The organism is Listeria farberi (genome assembly GCF_014229295.1).
Classification (GTDB): Bacteria; Bacillota; Bacilli; order Lactobacillales; family Listeriaceae; genus Listeria; species Listeria farberi.
Window position 1 is genome coordinate 25,375 of the sequence record NZ_JAARZL010000001.1, and the last position, 25,193, is coordinate 50,567.

Here is a 25,193-nt window from a genome sequence, read left to right on the forward strand (position 1 = left end):
ATGAAAACGGTTGACATTTTGCGGGATAATTGATATTATTTTTACGATATATGAAACCGCTTAAACTAAAATGACAACCGGTTGTCATTTTAAGTGAAGATAAGGAGAATGTTCAAGTATGAAGAAGTTGCTTTTGTCCATCAGTATTATTGTTGGTTTAAGTTTGTTGGCTAGTTGTGGTGTAGAAAAGGAGTACAAGCCAGATATAAAAGTAAACGAGAAAAATGTTTCTTTAAAAGTTTGGGTGGATTTAAATCAGGGAGATTTTTATAGGAAAGTGGTAGATGATTTTAAAAAAGAACATCCTGATAAGAATTATGACATTACGGTTATTGAATCTGAATCTGGGCGAGCGCAAGAATATGTTCAGAAAGATCCAGAAGCTGCAGCGGATGTATTTATAACTCCGAATGACCGTCTAGGACAACTGGTAGAGTCTGGTGCGGTTTACCAATTAACAAAGTATACAGATGATATTAAGAAAAATAATACACCAACCTCCATTCAAGCTGCTACATATCAATATAAAATGTATGGTTTTCCTGTGACGGCGGAAGCGATGTTTATGTATTATGATAAGCGCCTTTTTTCAGAGGATGATATTAAAACTTTTTCTGGAATAACGTCTAAAGGGAAGATAGGAATAAATCTTGCGGAAGCTGGCGCGGATTATCGTGAAACTCCTTGGTTTATTGCAAATGGTACATATCTTTACGGTGAGAATGGCGAAGACCCTTATGGGACAACCTTCAACACTCCAGAAGGCGTCCAAGTATTGAACTGGATTGGTGAGTTGAAAAATAATCCTAATGTTGTCGCTGTAAATGCAGATGAGATTAGTGCGCTTAGATCCGGTAAAATAAATGCCGTTTTTAGTGGAGTTTGGAATAAAGATGCGATACGAGAGGTTTTAGGTGAAAATATGGGAGTGGCAGTATATCCGAAGGCTGATTTTGGAAGTGGTCAGGTAGATATGATGGCTTTCCAAGGAAGCGGGATATACTGTGTGAACGCATTTACTAAATCACCATTAGATGCGATGGAACTGGCTGATTATATTACTAATGCGGATGTGCAGGAAAAAGCTTTTAAAGAACTGGGGAAAATTCCGAGCAATTTAGAGGCACGAACTAGTTCTACAGTAGAAAAGGACGATGTGGCGAAAGCAGTTATTGATATGACATCTGGAAAGCACTCCGTTTTAATGCCGAAAATACCTGAAATGAACGTTTTTTGGCAACATATGAACCCGCTATTAGTAGATACTTATAAAGGCAAGATTAAGAAAGCGGATTATCCAGAGGCGCTCGATAAATTAGTCAAAGATATTACACCAGCGAAATAGGAAAGTAGGTTAAGTATATGATGGTTAAGAAGAATTATTTCAATATTTTTAAGAATGGTTCTGTTTCTACGAGATTATCTTATGTAATTATGGGGGCTGGTAATTTGGCCCATAAGCAAATTGCGAAGGGACTTCTATTTCTTTTTAGTGAACTTGCTTTCTTGTTTTTCCTTGTGTTTTATGGCATTACCTTAATTCAAGGTATGGCGACATTAGGGACAGTTAACCAATCGTGGAATTTTGATAAGAGTTTAGGTATTATGGTTCGAACACCGGGCGATAATTCCATGCTGATGCTAATATATGGGATTATGACAGTTGTTATTTGTGTACTATTTATCTTCTTGTACCTTGCTAATATTAGAAGCGCTAGCCAGGTGGAGGGTTTCAAGCGGGAAAATAAAAAAATCCCAACATTTAAGGAAGATTTAAAGAGTTTGCTAGACAATAAATTTCATGTAACTTTACTGACAATCCCGATGATTGGGGTTGTGGTGTTTACGATAATGCCACTTGTTTATATGATTTCTTTGGCTTTTACCAATTATGATCATGAACATTTACCGCCAAGAAATTTATTTGGATGGGTAGGATTTGTTAACTTTAAAAATGTGTTAAATGGTGATATTTCCAGTACATTTTTCCCGGTGCTTGGATGGACGCTTATTTGGGCGCTTTTAGCTACTGCTACTTGTTTCTTTTTTGGCGTATTGCTTGCACTTCTTATTAATCATAAGGGTGTTAAATTCAAAAAGTTTTGGCGAACTATCTTTGTTATAACTATGGCGGTACCTCCGTTTGTGTCGCTTCTCGTAATGCAGAACTTGTTGCATGCAGCAGGACCACTTAATACGATGTTACTTAATTGGGGAATTATAGCTGAGCCGATACCATTTTTGACAGACGCTTTGCTGGCAAAGGTATCCGTCATATTTGTTAATATGTGGATTGGTATTCCGGTAACTATGTTAATCGCCACGGGGATTTTAATGAATCTACCGAAAGATCAATTGGAAGCGGCGCGAATGGATGGAGGTAACAGTTTTCATTTATTTAGATACATAACTTTCCCTCAAATCTTAACGGTGATGTTGCCAAGTCTGATTCAACAATTTATTGGAAATATAAATAACTTTAATGTGATCTATCTCTTGACTGGTGGAGGACCTTCGAATAGTAACTTCTATGGTGCTGGGGATACGGATTTGCTCGTGACATGGCTTTATAAATTAACAGTAGAAGCTGCGGATTATAATTTAGCTTCGGTTATTGGGATTGTGACATTCATTCTTAGCGCGGCATTCTCGTTATTTGCCTACACACGTACAAATTCTTATAAAGAAGGGAGCAACTGAAATGAAAAGAGCTACAGTATGGCCTAACCTATTGTTGATAGTGCTCGGGTGTATCTGGATATTCCCGATTATCTGGATTGTTTTGACAGCTTTCAGAGCAGAAAGTGGACAATTTGTTTCGTATATCTTTCCGAAAGAATATACACTAAATCATTTTGCGTACCTATTTGAAAATCATGAAAATTTTCCTTTTATGTTATGGGTTAAAAATACAATGATTGTTGCGGTGTGTTCCTGTTTATTGAGCACTTTTATAACCGTTTCGATGGCTTATGTGTTATCTAGACTTCGCTTTAGATTTAAAAAGACAATGTTAAAAACAGCGCTAGTTTTAAATATGTTTCCTGCTTTTATGAGTATGATAGCAGTTTACTATATTTTAAAAGCATTTGGATTAACGCAATCTCTAACAGCGCTTGTGTTAATTTATTCATCTACAGCTGCATTAACTTTTTATATTGCAAAAGGATTTTTTGATACAATACCAAAATCTTTGGACGAATCGGCAATGATGGACGGGGCGACGAAATTAAGTATCTTTACAAAAATAACTTTACCAATGTCTAAGCCTATTATTGTATACACAGCTTTAATGGCATTTATGTTGCCTTGGATGGATTTTATTTTTGCTAAAGTGATTATGGGAGACAATGTGCCTAAATATACAGTGTCGATAGGTTTATATTCCATGTTGAATCAAACAACGGCAAATACAATGTATACAACGTTTGCGGCTGGCTGTATATTGATTGCGGTACCAATTACAATACTGTTTATTTATTTGCAAAAATATTATGTTGAAGGCATTACAAGTGGTGCTGTTAAAGGATAGGAGATAGATTAATAGTGGAAATAACAGAAACGAAAGAATGGTGGAAAGAATCGGTAGTGTACCAAATCTATCCGCGTAGTTTTCAAGATTCAAATAGGGATGGTATTGGAGATATTAGAGGAATTATAGAACGACTTCCTTATTTGAAAGATTTAGGTATTAATGTGATTTGGCTTTGTCCTGTCTATAAATCACCTATGGATGATGGTGGTTATGACATTTCTGATTACTATGAGATTGATCCAATGTTTGGAACGATGAGCGATATGGATGAATTAATTGAGAAGGCAGAAAAATTAGGGATAAAAATATTGATGGATTTGGTGGTAAATCATACATCTGATGAACATGAATGGTTTGAAAAAGCAATAGCTGACCCGAAAAGTAAATATCGCGATTATTATATTTTTCGAGAGGGTGTAAATGGAAACCCTCCTAATAATTGGCGTTCTTATTTTGGAGGATCTGCGTGGGAAGCCGTACCAGGTGAGGAAAACATGTTTTACCTACATGCTTTTTCTAAAAAACAGCCAGATTTAAACTGGGAAAACATTGTAGTGCGTAATGAATGTATCCAAATGATTAACTGGTGGCTTGAAAAAGGTTTAGGTGGCTTTAGAATTGATGCCATTTTAAATTTGAAGAAAAGAATTGAGTACGGTACTTTCGCAGCGGACGGAGAAGATGGCTTGGTTTTCATCGGTCATTGGATTTTAAATCAGCCGGGAATTGAAGAGTGGCTCAAGGAAATTGATGAACGGACATTTAAAAAACATAATGCATTTACTGTGGCTGAGGCGGATGTGCCTGAAGAAAGACTTTCTGAATTTATAGGTGACAATGGTCATTTCCGTATGGTATTTGATTTTAGCTATACAGATATTGATACTCCTGAAACAGGTGAATGGTTCAAGAATTCAGAGTGGACAGTAACAGAATTAAAAGAAAAAATAATTACCAATGAACTGGTGACACAGCGAAATGGTTGGGGGGCAAAATACTTAGAAAATCATGATCAACCGCGTTCGATAAATAAGTATTTACCTCAAGAATACCAAGATGATCGTAGCAAAAAAATGCTAGGCACGTTATTTATGATGTTGCACGGTACGCCGTTCATTTATCAAGGACAAGAGATTGGCATGAGTAATACTCGGATGGAAAGTATAGATGATTATAACGATATTGCGACGCACGATCAATACCATCGCGCAATTCTCTCTGGAATGAGTCCGGAAGAAGCGCTTGAAGGAATGTATCGGCGTAGTAGGGATAATTCAAGAACACCGATGCAATGGAATAATCAAAAGAATGCTGGATTTTCCGACTCGAATGAAATTTGGCTGAAAACAAATCCTAATTACCTTGATATTAACGTGGAGCAGGAACAAGGCGATGATAATTCCGTATTGAATTTTTATAAGAAATTAATCCATTTAAGAAGTGATTCTAGTAAATATAAAGAAGTGGCTGTTTATGGTAAATTACTGCCAGTAGAATCAAGTGATGAAGTTATTGCTTACAAACGTAAAACAGATGACGCAGAGCTCTTAATCGTCGTGAATTTTTCTGATTCTGAAAATCAAATATGCATTGAAGGTACTTATGAACAGGTGCTTGCTAATGTAGCGTTGCCAGAAATTGTAGAAAATGTCCTTGAAATACCTGCATATACAGGTGCCGTCTTCTCAAGGGTTTTGGAGGTAGACTGATTGCAAATTAAAAATAAAGCTATGTTAATTACTTATTCTGATAGTTTAGGGAAAAATATGGAAGAATTATCCAAGGTGATGGAAACTTATTTTGAAGATGCTATTGGCGGGATTCACTTATTGCCGTTCTTTCCATCGACTGGAGATCGAGGGTTTGCGCCAAGTGATTACACAACAGTAGATAGCGACCTAGGTTCTTGGGAAATAATCGAGAAATTAGGCGAAAAGTATTATTTAATGTTTGATTTTATGATTAATCACATTTCTCGCGAATCACTCTTCTTTCAAGATTTTAAAAAAGAGCATTTAAACTCAAAGTATAAAGATATGTTTATTCGTATCAATGATTTCTTTCCTCCGGGTAGACCAAATGAAAAAGACTTAGATTTAATTTATAAGAGGAAGGATAAGGCGCCTTTTCAAGAAGTTGAATTTGCTGATGGGGAAACGGAATTAGTTTGGAATACTTTTGGGGAAGAACAAATTGATTTAGATGTGACAGCCGAAGTTACAAAAGAATTTATTCGTCAAACGATAAAAAATATGGCTGCACATGGTTGTTCTATTTTGCGTCTTGATGCCTTTGCTTATGCAATTAAAAAATTAGATACAAATGATTTTTTTGTAGAACCGGAAATTTGGGATTTACTGGATGAAGTGAAAGCAGAAGCGGCCAAATATGATATGGAATTATTACCAGAAATTCACGAACATTATTCTATCCAAATGAAAATCGCGAACCATGATTATTATATCTATGATTTTGCGTTACCCATGGTGATGCTGTACTCGTTATATAGTGGCCGAGTGGAACGTTTAGCTAAATGGTTAGAAATGAGTCCGATGAAGCAATTTACTACTTTAGATACGCATGATGGCATTGGCGTTGTGGATGCACGCGATTTATTAACTGATGAGGAACTCGATTATACTTCAGCAGAATTATACAAAATAGGAGCTAATGTTAAAAAGATATATTCCTCTGAAAAATATAATAACCTGGATATTTATCAAATTAATAGTACCTATTATAGTGCTTTGGGTGACGATGACAAAAGTTACTTGTTGGCGAGAGTAATTCAATGTTTTGCGCCGGGGATTCCGCAAATTTATTATGTTGGTTTACTTGCTGGCAAAAATGATATTGACCTTTTAGAAGAAACAAAAGAAGGGCGTAATATTAATCGTCATTACTACACAATAGATGAAATTAAAAATGAAGTAAGAAGACCAGTTATTAAAGCGTTGTGCAATTTGTTGAGATTTAGAAATACTTCTGAAGCATTTGATTTGGAAGGAAGTCTAGAAATTGAGACACCTAGCTCAAATGAAATAGTTATTATTCGCAAAAACAAAACAAATAAAATTGCAGCGACATTAAAAGCGAATTTAAGTACTAAAACATTCCAAATCAGCGAAAATGAAAGAAATATTTTAATTTAACATTTTATAAACACGAATGAGCCTCTTTATTCGTGTTTATTTCTATTTTCTATTGACATTGGTTAGTGGTTATTGTATTATTATATAATGCCAAAAGAATCGAAACTGTTTTTTTGTGTTTATTATGAAGTGAAAATGCTATCGAAAATCAAGCATTTGCAATCGATTTTGGCAGAATAGAAGACATAGATGTGGCTTTCAAAAATACAAAACGGTATAAACTTTTTCCGTCTTGTACTGACACTTTTAAGGAAAATTATTTTCTAGGGAGTTTCAGCAATATGAAATCCGCTTTCTTTTTGTCTAAATAGAATATTTTTTGTACGAAAGTTCCACTTATGTTAACTCTGGAAATGCTTCTTGGATGCGTGTTTGCAAGCCAAGATTAGAAACAAAAAGGAAAATTTTGATGCACGGTGTTTAAGCCAGTATATTTTGCACGTAGCAAAAAACTGCTAGCGTCTTAAACCTCGGATACGGAAGGTTCCATTGTTTTCGCAACCATAATTAACAAGTGTGCTTATAAATTTTTTAATTAATTTGAGGGGTGAATAGTTTGTCAGGACATTCAGGACATGATGTAAAATATGGACGGCATCGTACGCGTAGAAGTTTTGCGCGAATCAGTGAAGTACTTGAATTACCAAACTTAATTGAGATTCAAACAGCTTCTTACCAATGGTTCTTAGATGAAGGGCTACGTGAGATGTTCCGCGATATTTCACCAATTGAGGATTTTGCGGGTAATTTATCTTTAGAATTCATTGATTACGATCTTGGAGAACCGAAATACTCGGTAGAAGAATCTAAGAACCGTGATGCAAACTATGCGGCTCCACTACGCGTGAAGTTACGCCTAATCAACAAAGAAACCGGCGAAGTAAAAGACCAAGAAGTATTTATGGGTGATTTCCCACTAATGACTGAAATGGGTACGTTCATTATTAATGGGGCAGAACGTGTTATCGTTTCCCAATTAGTTCGTTCTCCAGGTGTTTATTTCAATGGAAAACTAGACAAAAATGGTAAAAAAGGCTTTGGTTCTACTGTCATCCCTAACCGTGGGGCTTGGCTTGAGTATGAAACAGATGCTAAAGACGTTGTACACGTTCGTATTGACCGTACACGTAAATTACCAGTAACTGTTTTACTTCGTGCACTAGGCTTTGGTTCCGATCAAGAAATTATTGATTTAATCGGGGACAACGACTACTTGCGCAATACACTTGAAAAAGACAACACTGACAATGCTGAAAAAGCACTTCTAGAAATTTACGAAAGATTACGTCCGGGTGAACCCCCAACAGTTGATAACGCTAGAAGCTTACTAGTTTCTCGTTTCTTTGATCCAAAACGCTATGATCTTGCAAGCGTTGGACGTTATAAAATCAACAAAAAATTACATCTGAAAAACCGTCTATTCAACCAAACATTAGCTGAAACTTTAGTGGATCCAGAAACTGGTGAAATTATCGCTTCTAAAGGTGACATTTTGGATCGTCGTAATTTAGATCAAATTATTCCTAATTTAGAAAACGGTGTAGGTTTCCGCACACTTCGTCCAACTGATGGAGTGATGGAAGATAGCGTACTCGTTCAATCTATTAAAATCTACGCACCAAATGATGAAGAAAAAGAAATCAACATCATTGGTAACGCGTATATTGAAGAAAATGTAAAACACATCACGCCTTCTGATATTATTTCATCCATTAGCTACTTCTTTAACTTGCTACATGGTGTTGGCGATACAGATGACATCGATCACCTAGGTAATCGTCGTCTTCGTTCTGTTGGCGAACTTTTACAAAACCAATTCCGTATCGGTTTATCCCGTATGGAACGTGTGGTTCGTGAGCGTATGTCTATTCAAGATATGACTACAATTACGCCACAACAATTGATTAATATTCGCCCAGTAGTTGCATCTATCAAAGAATTCTTTGGTAGCTCGCAGTTATCTCAGTTTATGGATCAAACAAATCCACTTGGCGAACTTACGCATAAACGTCGTCTTTCGGCGCTTGGACCTGGTGGTTTGACGCGTGAACGTGCTGGTTATGAAGTACGTGACGTGCATTACTCTCACTATGGCCGTATGTGTCCGATTGAAACGCCAGAGGGACCAAACATTGGTTTGATCAACTCCCTTTCTTCCTTTGCGAAGGTAAATAAATTCGGCTTTATCGAAACGCCTTACCGCCGCGTAGATCCTGAAACAAACCGTGTTACAGATAAGATTGATTATCTAACTGCGGATGAAGAGGATAACTATGTAGTAGCACAAGCAAACTCGAAATTAGACGAGCAAGGTACTTTCACAGAAGAAGAAGTTATGGCTCGTTTCCGTTCAGAAAACTTAGCGGTAGAAAAAGAACGTATTGACTACATGGATGTATCTCCTAAACAGGTTGTATCTGTTGCGACAGCATGTATTCCGTTCCTTGAAAACGATGATAGTAACCGTGCGCTAATGGGAGCGAACATGCAACGTCAAGCAGTTCCTCTTATGCACCCTGAAGCTCCATTTGTTGGAACAGGTATGGAACACGTATCTGCAAAAGACTCTGGTGCTGCTGTAACTGCTAAACATGACGGTATTGTAGAACACGTTGAAGCTCGCGAAATCTGGGTTCGTCGTGTATCTCTAGTGGATGGCAAAGAAGTAACTGGCGGAATCGATAAATATACTTTACGTAAATTTGTCCGTTCTAACCAAGGTACTTGTTATAACCAACGTCCAAACGTAGCAGAAGGTGACCGCGTTGTTAAAGGAGAAATCCTTGGTAACGGTCCATCAATGGATTCCGGTGAACTTGCTCTTGGTCGTAACGTACTAGTTGCGTTCATGACTTGGGATGGTTATAACTACGAGGATGCGATCATCATGAGTGAACGTCTTGTAAAAGATGACGTTTATACTTCGATTCATATTGAAGAATTCGAATCAGAAGCTCGTGATACAAAACTCGGACCTGAAGAAATGACTCGTGATATTCCAAATGTTGGGGAAGACGCTTTACGCGACCTTGACGAACGTGGAATTATCCGCGTTGGTGCTGAAGTAAAAGACAACGATCTTCTAGTTGGTAAAGTAACACCAAAAGGAGTTACCGAATTAACTGCAGAAGAACGTTTATTACACGCTATCTTTGGTGAAAAAGCACGGGAAGTTCGTGATACTTCATTACGTGTACCTCATGGCGGCGGCGGAATCGTGCTTGACGTGAAAATCTTTACTCGTGAAGCTGGCGACGAACTACCACCTGGTGTAAACCAATTAGTACGTGTTTATATTGTACAAAAACGTAAAATCCACGAAGGCGATAAAATGGCCGGACGTCACGGTAACAAAGGGGTTATCTCCCGTATTTTACCTGAAGAAGATATGCCATTTATGCCAGACGGAACACCTGTTGACATCATGCTTAACCCACTAGGTGTACCATCTCGTATGAATATCGGACAAGTACTTGAGCTACACTTAGGTATGGCTGCTCGTGCTTTAGGAATTCACGTTGCAACTCCAGTATTTGATGGAGCAAATGAAGAAGATGTATGGAGCACTGTGGAAGAAGCCGGTATGGCCCGCGATGCGAAAACAGTTCTTTACGACGGACGTTCTGGTGAAGCATTTGATAACCGTATCTCTGTTGGTGTAATGTACATGATCAAACTTGCCCACATGGTTGATGATAAACTACATGCTCGTTCAACTGGACCTTACTCTCTAGTAACGCAACAACCGCTTGGTGGTAAAGCACAATTTGGTGGACAACGTTTTGGTGAAATGGAAGTATGGGCACTGGAAGCATATGGTGCCGCTTATACTCTTCAAGAAATCCTAACGATTAAATCAGATGATGTGGTTGGTCGTGTGAAAACTTACGAAGCGATTGTTAAAGGCGAAAGCGTTCCAGAACCTGGTGTGCCAGAATCCTTCAAAGTACTCATCAAAGAGCTTCAAAGTCTTGGAATGGACGTTAAAATGCTTTCTGCAGACGAAGAAGAAATCGAGATGCGTGATATGGATGATGACGACTTTACTAATCAAAATGATGCCTTCAATATCGTACAACCGGAAAATGCAGCCGCTGAAAAGACTGAGTAATTCGGTTCGATAATTGAGACTCCAAAACAATAAGAAACAATGATTTGTTTTTTGCAAAATATAAAATTAAGCGATCGCTGAGACTTTCTCTAAAAGTCAAGGAAGTGTGCGGGAATCCCCAAACACTTCCTAAAGCGAATGCTCCAAACTAATTTAGGAGGTTGGGCACTTGTTAGATGTTAATAATTTTGAGTATATGAAAATCGGTCTGGCATCTCCAGATAAAATTCGTTCATGGTCTCATGGTGAAGTAAAAAAACCTGAAACCATCAACTACAGAACGCTGAAACCAGAACGTGACGGCTTATTCTGTGAAAGAATTTTTGGACCAATGAAAGACTGGGAATGTTCTTGTGGTAAATACAAACGTGTTCGCTATAAAGGCGTAGTTTGTGACCGTTGTGGAGTAGAAGTAACGAAATCAAAAGTGCGCCGTGAACGTATGGGCCATATTGAACTCGCAGCTCCTGTTTCTCACATCTGGTACTTCAAAGGAATTCCAAGCCGTATGGGTCTTGTTATGGATATGTCCCCGCGTGCATTAGAAGAAATTATCTACTTTGCATCTTATGTGGTTACAGAACCAGGCGATACTCCACTTGAAAAGAAACAACTTTTATCTGAACGTGAATACCGCGTTTATCGCGAAAAATATGGTAAAGGTTTCTCAGCTGGTATGGGCGCAGAAGCTATCAAAAAAATCTTAGCCGATATCGACTTAGAAAAAGAAACAAATGATTTAAAAGAAGAACTAAAATCCGCACAAGGCCAACGCCGTACTCGTGCAATTCGTCGTTTGGAAGTTATGGAAGCTTTCCGTAATTCTGGCAACAACCCAAGCTGGATGGTACTTGACGTGCTACCAGTTATCCCACCGGAAATTCGTCCAATGGTACAACTTGAAGGTGGCCGTTTTGCAACAAGTGATTTGAATGACTTATATCGTCGGGTAATCAACCGGAACAACCGTTTGAAACGCCTTCTTGATTTAGGTGCACCAAACATTATCGTGCAAAATGAAAAACGGATGCTACAAGAAGCTGTCGATGCTTTAATTGACAACGGTCGTCGTGGTCGTCCAGTAACAGGTCCAGGTAACCGTCCGCTTAAATCCCTTTCTCATATGCTTAAAGGGAAACAAGGTCGTTTCCGTCAAAACTTACTAGGTAAACGTGTCGATTATTCTGGTCGTTCCGTTATCGTCGTTGGACCAAACTTAAAAATGTACCAATGTGGTCTTCCGAAAGAAATGGCACTTGAATTATTCAAACCATTTGTTATGAAAGAATTAGTTGGACGCGGTTTAGCACACAACATTAAGAGTGCTAAACGTAAAATCGAACGTATGGCTCCAGAAATCTGGGACGTATTAGAAGAAGTTATCCGTGAACATCCGGTATTACTTAACCGGGCGCCTACGCTTCACAGACTTGGTATTCAAGCATTTGAACCAACGCTAGTTGAAGGTCGCGCAATCCGTCTGCACCCTCTTGTATGTACAGCTTACAACGCTGACTTTGATGGTGACCAAATGGCGGTTCACGTTCCTTTATCCGCAGAAGCACAAGCAGAAGCACGTATTTTAATGCTTGCAGCTCAAAACATTTTGAACCCTAAAGATGGTAAACCAGTTGTAACACCTTCCCAAGATATGGTGCTTGGTAACTACTACCTTACTTTAGAACGTGAAAATGCTGTCGGCGAAGGTACTATCTTCAAAGATATTAATGAAGCACAACTTGCGTATCAAAACGGCTATGTACACTTACACTCTCGTATTGCTGTATATGCTGGTTCGATTCCAAATGAACGTTTCACTGATGAACAACGCAAACAATTATTAATTACGACTGTCGGTAAACTGATTTTCAACACAATCTTACCAAAATCGTTCCCTTATATTAATGAACCAACGAAATTCAACTTAGAAATCGAAACACCAGCAAAATATTTCGTTGATACAACAACTGATGTTCGTGCCCACATTGCGGCTCAAGAATTAATTGATCCATTCAAGAAGAAAATTCTTGGTAACATTATCGCGGAAGTCTTCAAGAAATTCCATATTACCGAAACTTCTAAAATGCTTGACCGTATGAAAGATCTTGGTTTCAAAATCTCGACTAAGGCCGGCATGACAGTGGGTATTGCGGATATCTTAACACTTGAAGAAAAACATGAAATTCTTGAAAAAGCACATGACACTGTTGAAAAAATCACTAAATCATTCCGTCGTGGTCTGATTACAGATGATGAAAGATACGAACGCGTTATTGCTGTATGGAATGCTGCCAAAGACGAAATCCAAGGAAAACTAATCTTGAGTTTGGACCGCTTAAACCCAATCTTCATGATGCAAGATTCCGGAGCTCGTGGTAACATTTCCAACTTTACACAGCTAGCTGGTATGCGTGGACTAATGGCTGACCCATCCGGACGTATCGTAGAATTGCCGATTACATCTAACTTCCGTGAAGGTTTAACGGTCTTAGAGTACTTCATTTCTACCCATGGTGCGCGTAAAGGTCTTACCGATACAGCCCTTAAAACAGCCGATTCCGGTTACCTTACTCGTCGTCTTGTTGACGTGGCTCAAGATGTTATCATTCGTGAAGACGATTGTGGCACTGACCGAGGTCTTACAATTAAGGCTATTCGTGAAGGTACTGAAATCATCGAACCACTGGAAGAACGTCTGGAAGGTCGTTATTCTCGTAAAACAATTCGTCATCCAGAAACAAAAGAAGTTATTGCACGTGAAAATGACTTAATTACAGAAGCAATTGCCACTCAAATCGTTGAAGCTGGAATTGAAGAAGTAACTATCCGTTCTGCATTCACATGTAATACGAAACACGGCGTATGTAAAAAATGTTATGGTAAAAACTTGGCAACTGGTACAGAAGTCGAAGTTGGAGAAGCAGTTGGTATCATCGCTGCCCAATCTATCGGGGAACCAGGAACTCAGCTTACTATGCGTACATTCCATACAGGTGGGGTTGCCGGAGACGATATCACGCAAGGTCTTCCACGTATTCAAGAAATCTTTGAAGCACGTAATCCGAAAGGGCAAGCTATCATCACTGAAGTTGGCGGTGAAGTTGTTTCTATCGAAGAAGGTCGTGATCGTCAACAAGAAATCACTATCCAAGGTACAGATGACCGCCGTTCTTATAACATTCCTTACACTGCTCGCTTACGTGTAGAAGAAGGAAGTATTGTTGAACGTGGGGAAGCTCTAACTGAAGGTTCTGTGGATCCTAAAGCCTTGATTCGTGTTCGTGACGTATTATCCGTTCAAGAATATCTACTTGCTGAAGTACAAAAAGTTTACCGCATGCAAGGGGTAGAAATTGGCGATAAACACGTTGAAGTAATGGTTCGTCAAATGTTACGTAAAATCCGCGTAATGGATACTGGTGATACAAATATCTTACCAGGTACATTAATGGATATTCATACGTTTACAGAAGCCAACCGCGATGCTATCTTAAGTGGTAGCCAACCAGCAACAGGTCGTCCAGTTCTTCTAGGGATCACAAAAGCTTCCCTTGAAACGGATTCCTTCTTGTCAGCTGCGTCATTCCAAGAAACAACTCGTGTCTTGACAGATGCTGCTATCAAAGGAAAACGTGACGAACTTCTAGGACTTAAAGAAAATGTTATCCTAGGTAAACTTGTTCCAGCTGGTACAGGTATTGGTCGTTACCGCAAACTGAAATCCGAAGTTATCAAGGAAACAGCTGAAGTAACTGACGAAATCACAAATATTTAATTTTACAAAGCCAAGTGTGCCGTTCGCGTACACTTGGCTTTTTTTGTTATACTCTAGAAAAAGGAGTGAAGTGATTTGATTACACATGTTATTTGGGATATGGGCGAAACATTAAATACCGTACCAAACACAAGATACGACCATCACCCTCTCGATACTTATCCAGAAGTAGTGCTACGGAAAAATGCCAAAGAAACCCTCGAAAAAGTAAAGCAACTCGGATTCAAACAAGCAATCCTCAGCAACACCGCAACGAGTGACACAGAAGTAATTAAGCGCGTACTAACCAATTTCGGCATCATCGATTATTTTGACTTCATTTACGCATCCAATTCCGAGTTACAACCAGGGAAAATGGAAAAGCCAGACAGGACTATTTTTGACTTCACACTAAATGCCCTTCAAATTGATAAAACAGAGGCAGTTATGGTCGGAAATACATTTGAAAGTGATATTATTGGCGCGAATCGTGCGGGAATCCATGCGATTTGGCTGCAAAATCCAGAAGTTTGTCTTCAAGATGAGCGCCTCCCTCTTGTCGCACCACCATTTGTTATCCCAGTTTGGGACTTAGCCGATGTTCCCGAAGCCCTTTTATTATTAAAGAAAATTTCTTCTTGACCTGTAATGCATTACACAAAGTAGACTAAAAAAGTAGAAGAAATTAGCCGGAAGGGGCGAACGAAATGACTGAAGTGAAAAAACAATTTCCAAAAGGATTTTTATGGGGTGGAGCAACTGCTGCGAACCAAGTTGAAGGCGCTTACGATTTAGATGGGAAAGGCCTTTCCACAGCAGATATGGTAAAATTCATTCCAAAAGAAGAACGCACGAAAGATCACGCATTAGATGTATCTAAAGCAGAAATTGAAGCAATTATTGCAGGGAAGGTAGAAGGAAGATTCCCTAAACGTGAGGGTGTTGATTTTTATCACCACTATAAAGAAGACATCGCTTTATTTGCCGAAATGGGCTTTAAAACTTTCCGCCTATCACTAAACTGGGCGCGTATTTTCCCGAATGGTGATGACAAAGAGCCAAATGAAAAAGGGCTTGAGTTCTATGATAAAGTGTTTGATGAATTACTAAAATATGACATTGAGCCACTTGTGACGCTTTCTCACTATGAAACGCCACTCAATCTAACTTTAAAATATAATGGTTGGGCTGATCGTCGCGTTATCGGATTTTTCACAAATTACGCAGAAACAGTTTTCAAACGTTATAAAAACAAAGTAAAATATTGGCTAACTTTTAACGAAATTAATGTTATTTCACTTAGCGCGTATACTGGTGGCGGTGTGCTTTTAGAAGACGCGAAAAACCCACTGGAACTTTCTTACCAAGCAGGACATCATCAATTTGTAGCCAGTGCACTTGCAACAAAATTGGCGCATGAAATTATTCCAGGATCACAAGTTGGTTGTATGCTAGCGCGTATGGCGACATATCCTGCGACTAACAACCCAGATGACATCCTAAAAGCACAATACGAAAACCAACAAAATCTATTTTTCACTGACGTACATGCTCGCGGTGAATATCCAAGCTACATGAACCGTTTCTTCCAAGAAAACGACATCCACATTGTAAAAGAAGTTGGCGACGACGAAATCTTAAAAGCACACACTGTTGATTTCATCTCATTCAGCTACTACATGTCTCTATCCGCAACAGCTAGCCCAGAAGGCGACCGCTCTGCTGGGAACTTAATGGGCGGCGTGAAAAACGAATACTTGGAGTCGTCCGATTGGGGCTGGCAAATTGACCCGAAAGGCTTACGCTGGACCCTAAACGATCTTTATAGCCGCTATGAATTACCACTTTTCATCGTGGAAAATGGCTTAGGTGCTTATGATACAGTAGAAGAAGACGGCAAAATCCATGATGATTACCGCATTGACTATTTGCGCAAACACATCGAACAAATGAAAGAAGCGATTGCAGACGGCGTAGATTTAATGGGTTACACAAGCTGGGGCCCAATCGACCTAGTAAGTGCCTCCACAAGCGAAATGTCCAAACGCTACGGCTTCATCTACGTAGACCAAGATGACTGGGGCAAAGGAACACTAGAACGCTCCCGCAAAGATTCATTCTTCTGGTATAAAAAAGTAATTGAAACAAATGGTGAAGATTTAGATTAATAAGTAGAGTGCAGTCCCGCTTTGGCGGGGCTGTTTTTTATGAATATAAAAGCGAAGTATTTATCGTTTAGCATGGGTTAAATTTAAAAATATTACTAATTAGATTGAAAATTCTAAAATGATTAGGTCTAATTACTCTTTTGTGTTGTTTTTCACAAATTGCTATGATATAATTTTCTAGATGAATGGAGAGCGAACTAGAGGGAGGAAACAACATGAAAAAAACACGTGTCACATGGGCAATTGTTATTGCTATAGCAGGCTTATTAGTTTCTGTGATTAGTTTATCAGTAAACATCACCCAGAATAGATATAATGTTCGAGGAGTAGATTCTAGTTCCCAGTGGAAAACTGGATTTCAAAAAAATCAAACTGTTTGTGCAATAGAAACAAAGAAGCATTGGACAAAGGGCAGTGTGAAGTATGGTGTGAACCAAACTTCTGGAACTGTTAAGACAAAGTATAGTATATACAGCAAAAAAAATAATGATAGATATGTATTAATGTATAAGGATGGATATACATCAAGAAATAATACATACTACGGGGAATTTTATGGTCACTATGCAGGCGGAAAAGATAAATTTTCATATAAATTAGAAAAGAAAAATAATAAAAATGTAAAATCACAACTTATTGTAGATTTATTCGTAATTTAACAATAACAACAAGGCTCTTCATTCATCTAGAAAATAAAAGGATATATCAATGTGAATATAACTAAAAACGGATTATATATAATTATTGGGGCAAATGGAGTAGGGAAAACAACATTAGGTAAGAAAATACTTCAAGCTAACAGAAGTATTAGTTGCATGATGAAGCAAGATGATAATCAAATATTGGAGTATGAAACGGTTTTAACCAATATTACTATGAACGAAATCGCAGAAAAAACGGTTATTAATTTTCTGGAAGAACATCAATTAGACTATTTAATAACTAAAAAAAGTAAATATCTCAGTGGGGGAGAAAAAAGATTAGTTAACCTTCTAAGAGCTATTTTGTCAAATCAAGAAGTATTGATATTAGATGAGCCATCGAATGACTTAGATATAGATGTATTTGAGAAAGCAAAACAAATTATTTATCAAGCGGCAAAATCTAAAATAATACTATTAATTACGCATGATGATCGTTTTACTGAATATGATAAAAAAATAGAAATAATGAAGAATCAATGTTATGAAGCAGATAGTTTCAGCTTTAATAAAGAAAGTTCGAAAGAGCGCATTATCAAAATTAAACCTAGAAGGACTTATTTCTTATATCTCTTCTATTTAATTTGTATGACGATTTTCGCTATTTTTTTAGTGATTTTACTGAAAACAAATGCCGAAGAAACAAGTCCTTCTAACGAAAAAGGTACATATCAACTCGCTACACTATACAGCACTAATGCTTCTTCTTATGACAATAATGAAGCAATTAATACGATGCTTATACAATCAGCAACTAAATTTAATAAAGCTAAGTTCTTCACAGAAGAAACACGCATTAATGAAGATGAGTATTATGAAGAAGCGATTAATTTGAAAAAAGATACTTATCAAAAGTTAATATATTTAGAGTTATATAATCCAAAAACAAAAGAATTTATCAATATTAAAGCTGCAATGATGGAAGCTTTACGTGGAGATTTAAAGTTGAATGTAGAGACAGAATTCATTAGTAATGACGAAAATTACTATGAAAATAGTGACAGTCCATCTTTTCGCGTGCCTAAAAGTGTAACTTTAACTGAAATTGAAAAAGCTAAAATTAAGCAGCTAGGATTTGAACTTCATTATAGTAATACTTTGCAATCAAATCAGGTAGAGATAGAATTTAATCCTAGTGTTTATGCGAAAATTTTGAAAAAAGTAAATCAACAAGATGTTTTAATTACAGAAGCATATGTGCAATTAAAAAATCAAGAATCATTTTATGATTTCTTAGCAGAAAATAAACTATATGCTAAAAAAATATTTATTAAAGGATATGAACCAGAGTTATTAAACGCTGAGGTTAATCAATACAGTAATACAGTTATGCTGATAAAAAAAGTAGCACTTCTTATATGCTTACTACTCTTAGTATTATTAATTTTACTAATTATGTATGAGGTTAGTTATAAAAATAGTTATAGTACATTGGCTTACTATGGCTATAATGAAAAAGAGCTACTTCAATTCAGAAAAAAAACGTATCTCATTACAAACTTTAAAATCTTTTCGGTTATTAGTACTGTTATTTTTCTTTTAATTATGTGGAGTATTGTTCATTCGGTGCTTATTACCGCCATAATAGGTGTAGTAATGATATTTTTCTTTTTTGCCTACATCGTCATACCATTAATAATTAAAAACAACATTAGAAAGGCGATTATATGAATAAAATAAATAAATTTAGCATTTTTTCTATTACTAAGCCAGGTATTTACACAATTACAGGTAGTAACGGAAGTGGAAAAACAACCTTTATTGAAAATGAATTAAAAAATAACACAAATAAAGTAAAAGATGTAGCTTACTTTGCGCAAAAAAATTGGAAATATAAAACTAGTGTAGAGAAATATTTACAATTCCCAAAAACTAATCCGAGCTTAATACAAAAGTATTGCGAGTTGTTTTCTGTAGATAACTACTACTTAGAAAAAGATATCCAATTATTAAGCGGCGGAGAATTTGTCAAAGTAGAATTAGTTAGAACATTAGCTTTGGACGCTCCTATAATTATTCTAGATGAACCTACAAATAATCTAGATAACAAGTCCTCGGAGATACTTGCTAATATTTTAAGTGAATTAGCAAAGACGAAAATTATTTACTTAGTTAGTCATGATACTCGATTGGAGCATTTTTTTGATAAAACTATTTTTGTAGATAAAGATAGGATAGAAGTATCTTCTAATATTGAAATAGAGCAGAACGAGACTCAAGTTAAAAGTAAAAGAGTTGTTTCAAATGGAAGAATTTTAAAATATTTACTTAGTTCAAAATTTAACTTCTTGATGTTTGCTTTTATTATAGTACTAACTATCTTATTAACCAATATTACCTCCACTATTATTTTACGCTCAGTTCCAATAGAAGAGAATTTAACTAGTGATTATAACTTTGAGTTGATGGATATTGCGGAGAATTATTCTAGATATTTTAATATTGAAATGACGGAAAGTGAAATTGAAGATGAATTTCAGGAACCCAATCATCTCACTATAAATGAGTTGATTGAATTACAGAATCAAGATTATATCAAACAAATTTATGTTATAGATGAAAGCTATATAAATGAGTTTGTTTTGGATAATTCCAAGTTTGAAGTTTTGGCTCTTCCGGAAATAATTACAGACTCGCCTAACTATGTAAATGCTTTTCCTGTTACTAAAATGCACTTAACCAAAGGACGTTTTCCAAAAGACGATGCTAAAGAAATAGCGTTATCTTTTACTCAACTGAAAAAATTTTTCCGTGATGATATTAGTGAAGAATCAGCTATAGGTAATAAATTAGAGTTTGAAAATGAGTTGTATGAAATAGTCGGTATAGTTAACTCTCCAGTAGCAGCGATCTCTTATTCCAAACAAGTGAGTAAAGGAACTGTTGAGGTTGATGATAAGGCTTCTGAGAAATTAAATAATATATTGTTAAAGCTTGAGAAAGAAAATTATGATAACCCTAATTTTTCTATTATTTCCATTAAACTAGCTAATAAAAACCAGCATGAACTTTTAAACTATTTAAAAGTTCATGGACCAAGCTACCAATATGCCTCAAATTATGTGGATAGTGTTTCGCAAGTAGCTTTTTATAAACAAAATTTAGCAAAAATACTTCTTATATCAGTAATTTTTTCTCTTATAGTAACTGTGTTGATTTTTATTTTTGGAAGAAAATCATTTAGTTTAATTAATGGCTTTTTAAACGATATGTCTAATTTGAATTTTAAACCGAGAAAGAATAAACGGTTTATTTATGTAATAATGATATTAGATTTTTTGTTGAGTATGCCTGCGTGCTTGTTAGTAAGTCGAGTTATTATTGGAGATAATATAGGTATGCTAATGATTCTTCCAACACTAGGGGTTTCAGCTATCATGTTTATGCTAACATTACTATTAATGAGTTACCGGGATAAGAAGAATGATTTTAGAAATTTATAAAAGTTGGATTATAGTCTTAGTTTTGCATGAATTAGTCCACATTTTCTTTGTCCTACTTTTTAGGGGAAAGATAGCTAAGGTCGTAATAGGCAACTTTTTCTTCCTTAATGTAAGAAAAGTCGCTATTTCACCCATTGTCATTAACTGTTCTGTATCTTATGAAGAAGATTCAAATTGGGGATTAGGAAAGCAAGCACTCATTCTATTGATGCCTGCTGTTATTAATTTGACAATGGGAATATTGATAGGGTTTGATTTTATATTTATAAAGATTTTTAGCCTATTTATTGCTATAAATTCTTTATTACCAATTCCTTATTTACAAACCGATGGCTATCTTATGTTTAAGGAGATACAAAAAAGAGTTGTTTTCAAAAAAAATTAAGTTTTATTTATACGCTAGTAAGATAAGTAACGTAATTTGTTGCTTGTCTTTTTTTATCGAATCAGAATCAACTGCTTTTTGTATGAGAAATTCTTATCGGAATGGGCTTAGTTCTATTCCGCAAAAAACAACAAACAAAATAATTCGATTAATGGCTTAGCTACTGTAAGTCATACAGTAGTAGCTAAGCCATTTTTTGATTGGAGATTAGGAGGATGAGTTTGTCTTTTTATGGAACGGGAAAACATAGAGTGGAATTCAAAGAAAGAGGGCGTAAATATGGAACGACAAAGAAAAATTCAAATCTTAAAAGACATTGTGAATATTAATTCGACTAATGGGAACGAGGAAGAGGTTGCGAACTACTTACAGAAGTTGTTTGCTGCGTATGGTATTGAATCTGAAAAGGTACAATATGATGTAAACCGGGCGAGCCTTGTTAGTGAAATTGGTTCTAATGATGGAAAAGTTTTGGCATTTTCAGGGCATATGGATGTGGTTGATGCTGGCGATGTATCTAAATGGAAGTTCCCGCCTTTTGAAGCAACGGAGCATGAAGGCAAACTATACGGACGTGGCGCGACAGATATGAAGTCTGGTCTAGCGGCAATGGTCATTGCTATGATTGAGCTTCACGAAGAAAAACAGAAACTAAATGGTAAGATTAGATTATTAGCAACAGTTGGTGAAGAGGTCGGTGAACTTGGAGCCGAACAACTAACACAAAAAGGTTACGCAGATGATTTAGATGGTTTGATTATTGGGGAACCAAGCGGACATCGAATCGTTTACGCACACAAAGGTTCAATCAACTATACTGTTAAATCCACTGGTAAAAATGCCCATAGTTCGATGCCGGAGTTCGGTGTTAATGCGATTGACAATTTGCTGCTATTTTATAATGAAGTAGAAAAATTTGTGAAATCGATTGATGATACTAATGAAATATTAGGCGATTTTATTCATAACGTTACTGTAATTAATGGCGGCAACCAAGTCAATAGTATTCCGGAAAAAGCGCAGCTGCAAGGAAATATTCGCTCAATTCCAGAAATGGATAATGAAACAGTGAAACAAGTGCTAGTGAAAATTATTAATGAGTTAAATAAACAGGAAGGCGTGGAGTTGGAGTTAATATTTGATTATGATAAGCAACCCGTATTTAGTGATAAAAATTCAGATTTAGTAAATATTGCTAAGCGTGTGGCAAGTGACATAGTCAAAGAAGAAATTCCTTTACTTGGTATTTCCGGAACAACCGATGCAGCAGAATTCACCAAAGCTAAAAAAGCATTCCCAGTAATTATTTTTGGGCCAGGGAATGAAACCCCTCACCAAGTAAATGAAAATGTTTCTATAGAGAATTATTTAGAGATGGTGGATGTGTACAAACGAATTGCAGTAGAGTTCTTTTGAGAGCTGTCAAACCTAGAATTGACGGTGCTTTTGCGATAAAATAAAACTTGAGTTCATTACTTGAAAATAAATTTTAATGTTACCAGAGAGATAAAGTGACAAAAAAACGTCATTTTCACAGAGGATTAAGCGTTGGGAGGTCTTTTTTTAGTAAATAATATAGTGTTTACTGTGTTAATATTAATTCTAAATGTAATAATTTAGTACATTAATTAATAGATAGGAGGCTATAATGAACATAAAAGCTTTACTAGCTCGAATCGGAGTAACGTTAACTATCGCTTTGGGAATTAGCTTGTGGCTATGTGTGAGTCCAGGAATTGAGGCTCAAGCCGCGAGCCTTGCACAACCGACACCAATTAAAGAAGTATTTCCTGATTCTAATTTTGCTGAGCGAATAAGGGAAGGTTTGGGAAAAGCTAGTGTGGATGATGTTGTCACACAAGCGGAACTTAATCAAATATATTCTTTAGATAGCCCGCAGCGGAATATACAGTCAATTGAAGGAATACAATACATGAATAATTTAGAGATGATTCGTATGCAAGGCAATAATATAAACGATATAAGCCAGCTTAGCGGAATTACGAGTTTAACTAATATAGGTCTTACTAACAACAATTTAACTGACATAAGCCCTTTAGGTAATTTAACTAATTTAAAGACTTTGACATTGGGTGACAATAACATAAGTGATCTAAGTAGCTTAACGACTTTATCTAATCTATTATATTTGGCAATCAATAATAATAATGTATCTAGTTTTAATGATTTGAGTGGCTTAACTAGTTTAATAAGACTAGATGCAAATGGTGTTTCTGTAAGTGATTTGAACCCCTTATCTAATTTAACTAATTTGGACCGATTGGAACTATCAGAGAATGGTATTAGTGATATAAGTCCGTTAGCAAATCTAACCAAATTAAATTATCTAAAATTAACTGATAACAACATCAGTGATATAAGTGTTATAGCTAATCTTACTGATATGTGGGGGCTGTATTTAGGAAATAACAACATAACTGATATAACAGCTTTGACTAATTTAACAGGTTTAAATGAATTGCATTTGTCGGATAATGATATTGAGAATGCGAGTATTGTAGCTAACTTAACAAATTTAAATGAATTACAGTTAGATAATACTAATATAAGTAATATAGATTATTTAGCAAGCCTAACCAATGTGGAATATTTGTATTTGGGAAATAACCAAATAAGTGATATTACTAGTTTGCATACATTAAGTAATTTACATTTTTTAGATTTGGATAACAACCAAATAAGTGATATTAGTAGTCTACCCTCCAATTCATGGTATATGAAAGTGCAAGTGCGCAACCAAGAGATAACTAATAACCCAATTAATTTTCAAACTGATTTAGTTATTCCAAATAATATTATAGATGATTCAGGTGCGACAATATCTCCAGCAACAATCAGTGATAATGGAGTCTACGCGAGTCCGAATCTTACTTGGAATCTAACTGGCTATCAAAGCGAAGTGAGCTATACCTTTAATAAAGAAGGAGATAATGCTCTTTTCAGTGGAATGGTGAAACAACCGCTTATTGGCGAATACAATGTCATTTTTAATGTGGATGGTGTAGAAACTCAGGAAAAAGCGATTGTTGATACCTTACTAACCGAACCAACACCGCCAACAAAAGAAGGTTACACATTCACAGGCTGGTATGATGCAAAAACAAACGGTACGAAATGGGACTTTGAAACGGATAAAATGCCGGCAAAAGATATTACCTTATATGCCCAGTTTAGTGTGAATAAAAGCCCAGAAGATGATGACACTGACAAAGAAACGCCAGGTGACGATGTTAACAAGCCTGAAAGACAAGGAACTGATGTAAAAAATCCAGAAACTACTACTGAGAATAGGGTAAATATTTTATTACCAAAAACAGGCGATAGTCAAAACTCATTAGTTATTTTCATGGGACTTTTTCTGCTAGGGACAGGGATTATTTCGCTTCACAAAATACGCAATTGAATTAAAGTCTAGTAGTTGTTTGTAAACAAGTGCTAGGCTTTTTTCTTGCTTTTAATAAAGTTTAGTACTAAACTAATAATATCAAGAGGAGGGACGAGCATGGTTAAGAAAGAAGAACGGCTAGGGGTTTTGCTTTGGTTTCGATTTAGCCGATTTTATAATCGGAATATGAAGCTGACCAATCAGAATTTGCGAGCAGCAGGAATTTCGACGGCGCAGTTTGATTGCATTGCCCAGATTGGTTTGGACAACGAAATTACGCAGCAACAGCTTGCCGAAAAATTAGTTGTAACGAAGGGAAATGTCACCCAACTCCTCGCAAAATTAGAGCAATTAGGCTACATTACGCGAACAAAGACAGGGCGCGAAAAACATATTACCCTCACAGAAAAAGGCCAATCGTGTTACCGCGAAAACGTGCCAAAACAAGAAGCTTTTCAGCAAGCTCAATTTGATAAATTAACAAGAGACGAACAAAAAGAACTGCTCAAGTTATTAAAAAAATTAGGAGAGTGATTAT

At 36.4% G+C, this 25,193-nt stretch carries 16 protein-coding genes and 1 pseudogene; all 17 read left to right on the plus strand.

Annotated elements, in window-relative coordinates:
• Positions 1–118: 118 nt before the first annotated feature.
• The 17 genes and pseudogenes from HCB38_RS00160 to HCB38_RS00240 all read left to right on the plus strand — a co-directional run bounded on the left by HCB38_RS00160 (position 119) and on the right by HCB38_RS00240 (position 25,189).
• Complete coding sequence (locus HCB38_RS00160; RefSeq protein ID WP_185637140.1) at positions 119–1,345, plus strand: extracellular solute-binding protein; 1,227 nt, start codon at positions 119–121, stop codon at positions 1,343–1,345.
• A 17-nt stretch (positions 1,346–1,362) separates the two neighbouring features.
• Complete coding sequence (locus HCB38_RS00165; protein ID WP_185608011.1) at positions 1,363–2,700, plus strand: carbohydrate ABC transporter permease; 1,338 nt, start codon at positions 1,363–1,365, stop codon at positions 2,698–2,700.
• A 1-nt stretch (position 2,701) separates the two neighbouring features.
• A complete protein-coding gene (locus HCB38_RS00170; protein WP_185608012.1) occupies positions 2,702–3,532 on the plus strand; it encodes a sugar ABC transporter permease in 831 nt (276 codons plus the stop codon).
• 14 nt (positions 3,533–3,546) lie between these two features.
• Entirely contained in the window at positions 3,547–5,244 is a 1,698-nt protein-coding gene (locus HCB38_RS00175) for an alpha-glucosidase (protein ID WP_185637142.1), read from the plus strand.
• Complete coding sequence (gene gtfA / locus HCB38_RS00180; RefSeq protein ID WP_185637144.1) at positions 5,245–6,687, plus strand: sucrose phosphorylase; 1,443 nt, start codon at positions 5,245–5,247, stop codon at positions 6,685–6,687.
• A 65-nt stretch (positions 6,688–6,752) separates the two neighbouring features.
• A pseudogene (locus tag HCB38_RS00185) lies at positions 6,753–6,998 on the plus strand (hypothetical protein).
• 245 nt (positions 6,999–7,243) lie between these two features.
• Positions 7,244–10,798: a DNA-directed RNA polymerase subunit beta gene (gene rpoB / locus HCB38_RS00190; RefSeq protein ID WP_011701086.1), complete on the plus strand. Its 3,555-nt coding sequence runs from the start codon at positions 7,244–7,246 to the stop codon at positions 10,796–10,798.
• Between the two features lie 169 nt (positions 10,799–10,967).
• Positions 10,968–14,573, plus strand: coding sequence for a DNA-directed RNA polymerase subunit beta' (gene rpoC / locus HCB38_RS00195; protein WP_185317822.1), 3,606 nt, complete (start codon positions 10,968–10,970; stop codon positions 14,571–14,573).
• 75 nt (positions 14,574–14,648) lie between these two features.
• On the plus strand, positions 14,649–15,194 hold the full coding sequence (locus tag HCB38_RS00200; RefSeq protein ID WP_185608015.1) for an HAD family hydrolase: 546 nt from the start codon (positions 14,649–14,651) through the stop codon (positions 15,192–15,194).
• A gap of 65 nt (positions 15,195–15,259) precedes the next feature.
• Positions 15,260–16,720: a glycoside hydrolase family 1 protein gene (locus HCB38_RS00205; protein WP_185620148.1), complete on the plus strand. Its 1,461-nt coding sequence runs from the start codon at positions 15,260–15,262 to the stop codon at positions 16,718–16,720.
• 215 nt (positions 16,721–16,935) lie between these two features.
• A complete protein-coding gene (locus tag HCB38_RS00210) occupies positions 16,936–17,379 on the plus strand; it encodes a hypothetical protein (RefSeq protein WP_003728067.1) in 444 nt (147 codons plus the stop codon).
• A 51-nt stretch (positions 17,380–17,430) separates the two neighbouring features.
• Positions 17,431–19,092 carry an ATP-binding cassette domain-containing protein gene (locus HCB38_RS00215; protein WP_185608017.1) on the plus strand — a complete coding sequence of 554 codons (1,662 nt, stop codon included), beginning with the start codon at positions 17,431–17,433 and terminating at the stop codon, positions 19,090–19,092.
• Positions 19,089–20,864: an ATP-binding cassette domain-containing protein gene (locus HCB38_RS00220; RefSeq protein WP_185637146.1), complete on the plus strand. Its 1,776-nt coding sequence runs from the start codon at positions 19,089–19,091 to the stop codon at positions 20,862–20,864. Before HCB38_RS00215 ends, HCB38_RS00220 begins: the two co-directional genes overlap by 4 nt.
• On the plus strand, positions 20,845–21,249 hold the full coding sequence (locus HCB38_RS00225) for a hypothetical protein (protein WP_185317827.1): 405 nt from the start codon (positions 20,845–20,847) through the stop codon (positions 21,247–21,249). Before HCB38_RS00220 ends, HCB38_RS00225 begins: the two co-directional genes overlap by 20 nt.
• A gap of 279 nt (positions 21,250–21,528) precedes the next feature.
• Positions 21,529–22,665: an ArgE/DapE family deacylase gene (locus HCB38_RS00230; protein ID WP_185317828.1), complete on the plus strand. Its 1,137-nt coding sequence runs from the start codon at positions 21,529–21,531 to the stop codon at positions 22,663–22,665.
• Between the two features lie 232 nt (positions 22,666–22,897).
• Positions 22,898–24,673 (plus strand): leucine-rich repeat domain-containing protein, encoded by a 1,776-nt coding sequence (locus tag HCB38_RS00235; protein ID WP_185637148.1) that lies wholly within the window; start codon positions 22,898–22,900, stop codon positions 24,671–24,673.
• A gap of 99 nt (positions 24,674–24,772) precedes the next feature.
• Complete coding sequence (locus HCB38_RS00240) at positions 24,773–25,189, plus strand: MarR family winged helix-turn-helix transcriptional regulator (protein ID WP_185637150.1); 417 nt, start codon at positions 24,773–24,775, stop codon at positions 25,187–25,189.
• Positions 25,190–25,193: the final 4 nt, after the last annotated feature.